Below are 2,914 nucleotides of genomic sequence, written 5' to 3'. Positions count from 1 at the left end.
TGATAGCACTTAAAAGACCTATCGTGATGCAAACTGTAATTATACCTAACATAAAGGCCGCGAGTGCTTTTAAATAGCTGCCTATTTTCTTTTTATCAAAAAATTGCCCGATTGCCCAGGCACAATAGCCTGCTTCAACAACTCCGGAAGTTTTAGTCAGGTCTAGTTTTGTGATTCCTTCAAGAGCGGCAAAAACAGCCATGATCAGCATACCCATTCCCACAACAAAACATAGCAGAATTAACAGTTCAAAAAAATTGTATCCATATTTTTTAAAGAATAGCTTCAGCCAAAAAGCTATAAATAAACCCATTATAATATTGGCATAACCGTAATGACTTTGTACCCAATCGAAAATTACACCTACGGTAGTTGATTTGGCCTCACTGTACTCAATATATTCCTTTTCGATATGGAAAAAATGGGCGATTATCGTATAGATTAAGGAAGTGATGATGATAAAGACAATCGGCTTTACCAGCCTGCTCCGGTTATCTGCAATAAACTCTTTGATGCTTTTTTCGGGCCTGATCAGTAATTCTTTTACGGTATATAATATACCCTTTTCAAAATGTAAAATATGCTGAATTTCGTGTAGAACATAATGGCTGTCCACTCTTTTAACTTGTACAGGCTGGCCGCAATTGCAGCAAAAATTGCCATTGATCATGGTGCTGCAGTGTTTGCAATTTATTATATCTATGGACATTATTGCTTGTTTTGTTTGATTATTCCCCTTACAATAACAAAAACTGAGAAGAGAAAAGTTAATAAGTAGAGGCTTCCCAGGGCTGGTTTTTTAAAACTCAACTGTTCAAAATCTATTTCTTTATATACGGCTACCCCTAAGAGAAATGCAATCATTGCAAAAGGCAGCGATAATGTGCTTTTTTTACTTTCCATACTTTTAATTTTTAAAGAAAACACCATGTTCTTTCCTTTCTATAGCTAGATTTAACATCAATTAAACCTCTACTTTAACTACAAAAGGATTGTTTCCTACAAAAGTCAACACAAAAATATTTTCAATGACTACACTTTAGTGTAAATTTGCTATTTATCTATTGCGCTTAATGAAATCTAACGTTAACTCGAGCCTGCTGACCAAGAATCGGATTAGAAAATCATCTGAGGAGGATCACCTTCAGCAACAAAATTATTTAGAGGTGGTAAAGTCTTTTGCCAGGTTAACCTATGAAAGTGTATATGTTATAGATTATGAAAAGATGGGCTTTGAATATGTTTCAGAAAACCCATTATTTTTATGTGGATACTCTTCTGAGGAAGTGTTAGAAATGGGCTATGAGTTCTATTTCAAAAACGTGCCTGAGAAGGATTTGGAACTCTTGAGTCTGATTAATGAAGTTGGATTTGATTTCTTTGCCAAACTCCCCTCTGAAGAGAGAAAACAATATAGCATCACTTACGATTTTCATTTGGTTAACCAGGATGGCAAACATATTCTTATTAATCATAAGCTTACTCCATTGTTTTTGACCAGCGATGAAAAGATCTGGAAATCGATGTGCATAGTTTCTATTGCGCACCATAAAAATGCGGGTAATGTTTATATCCATAAACAGGGAACTGATGAAACCTGGGAACTTAATATAAAAAATGGCGTTTGGCGTAAATCAGAGAAACCTAAACTGAGCAACAGGGAGATAGAGATTTTGCGGCTGCATGCGCAGGGTTTAACAATTAACCAGATTGCCGACAAGATATTTGTTTCTTCTGATACGGTGAAGTATTACAGGAGGCGGATTTTTGAGCGTTTGGGTGTGAGTAATATGGTGGAAGCGCTTTCTTATGCGGTGAACAATAAGATGATTTGATTGCGTTATTACTATAATTGAAATTTGATGTAGCTTTTTGTGATGTAGCGCAGAAAATTGGAGTATCTGCCGCGCGTTCTTCCATGAACTGGAAGAACTAGGGGGAGGTATTAGAGCGTTTCGACTTCTTGAATTGAGAGTTTTGTTATTTTGACTATAAATTCATTAGATAAGCCTTCTTTTTTTAATTCCCGAGCAATTTGTTGGGCTTTTTTATGTTCACCCCTAATGTACAAGATGTCTTTTTCTTCTTTGAATATTTTTCCTGTTAGTGCCATGTTTTTAATTGATTCTCTGTCTAAGTTACGTAACTACATCAATACACGCAATTGTTTTAAATATCTTCCTTGTTCTAATTCTCCAATACCTTTATTTTCTATTTCCTGAACGATCTGTTGTAAGATCATTTCTGTATCCTCAATTTGGAGATCTCCGAGAATAGCCAGCATCTTTTGTTCTATTTTCTCCGAGTTTAGAAACACCTGGTAGTCGATTTCCGAAAAAGTGAGCAGGTTATACCAGAAATGAAGGTATTTATTCCTAATCCGCATGGGCATATTGGGTTTTCCTGCACCGATGTAAATCACAAACTGGGTTACTGGCAGTCCATATTTTCTTTGCAACATGATGCTGTATTCTGCCATGCAGAAAGCCATGTTTTTTTCGTTGTCGCGCTGGTACTCAATGTGGAGTATAAATACCTTCCCCTGGTCGTCTTCGACTCTTTTTAAAAGATCAGGTTTGCGTTCTTTGGTATGCTGAACATCGTCCTGGATCTCTTCGCTTTTAACGATATGGAGACGAAGTACGTCTTTAACAACGTCTGGTAGGGTATCTTCCATGTTTTCGCGGAAGACTTTGTCATACATGCTGCCCTGTTCGGGTCCATTAAATTTTTCTGTCATATTTTATCTGAATTGCACCAATGTAGATGTGATATTTTCAAATAAAAAATTATGGTCGATCTTTGCTAAAAATATATTTTAAGGAAAGTTACTGGCATTTTTTGTCAGCAGCTTTCACCGTAATTAAAACTCTAATAGCAACAACGGATTCCATTTTTTGTCACGATATTGAGT

5 protein-coding genes are annotated in these 2,914 nt (G+C 36.1%); 1 reads left to right on the top strand and 4 read right to left on the bottom strand.

The features are described 5' to 3' along the window. Together DBR11_RS04435 and DBR11_RS04430 are read right to left on the bottom strand one after the other, a co-directional pair. The coding region (locus tag DBR11_RS04435; protein ID WP_233260643.1) for a DUF3667 domain-containing protein at positions 1–709 on the bottom strand (709 nt) is incomplete at its 3' end. Further along, on the bottom strand, positions 709–903 hold the full coding sequence (locus DBR11_RS04430) for a hypothetical protein (protein WP_108550406.1): 195 nt from the start codon (positions 901–903) through the stop codon (positions 709–711). The genes DBR11_RS04430 and DBR11_RS04435, both read right to left, overlap by 1 nt. A gap of 170 nt (positions 904–1,073) precedes the next feature. Between DBR11_RS04430 and DBR11_RS04425 the strand changes: the two genes are divergently transcribed. Then, positions 1,074–1,835, top strand: coding sequence for a response regulator transcription factor (locus tag DBR11_RS04425; protein ID WP_108550405.1), 762 nt, complete (start codon positions 1,074–1,076; stop codon positions 1,833–1,835). A gap of 110 nt (positions 1,836–1,945) precedes the next feature. On the opposite strand, the gene DBR11_RS30075 is transcribed toward DBR11_RS04425, so the two are convergent. After that, positions 1,946–2,113 carry a hypothetical protein gene (locus DBR11_RS30075; RefSeq protein ID WP_233260642.1) on the bottom strand — a complete coding sequence of 56 codons (168 nt, stop codon included), beginning with the start codon at positions 2,111–2,113 and terminating at the stop codon, positions 1,946–1,948. Positions 2,114–2,146: 33 nt separating this feature from the next. Beyond that, positions 2,147–2,740: an Rpn family recombination-promoting nuclease/putative transposase gene (locus DBR11_RS04420; RefSeq protein WP_233260641.1), complete on the bottom strand. Its 594-nt coding sequence runs from the start codon at positions 2,738–2,740 to the stop codon at positions 2,147–2,149. Positions 2,741–2,914: the final 174 nt, after the last annotated feature.

The sequence above is a fragment of the Pedobacter sp. HMWF019 genome, from assembly GCF_003061025.1.
In the GTDB taxonomy this organism is placed as follows: Bacteria; Bacteroidota; Bacteroidia; order Sphingobacteriales; family Sphingobacteriaceae; genus Pedobacter.
Note: the sequence above shows the minus strand (reverse complement) of the source record. Positions and strands in the feature narration are given on the sequence as shown.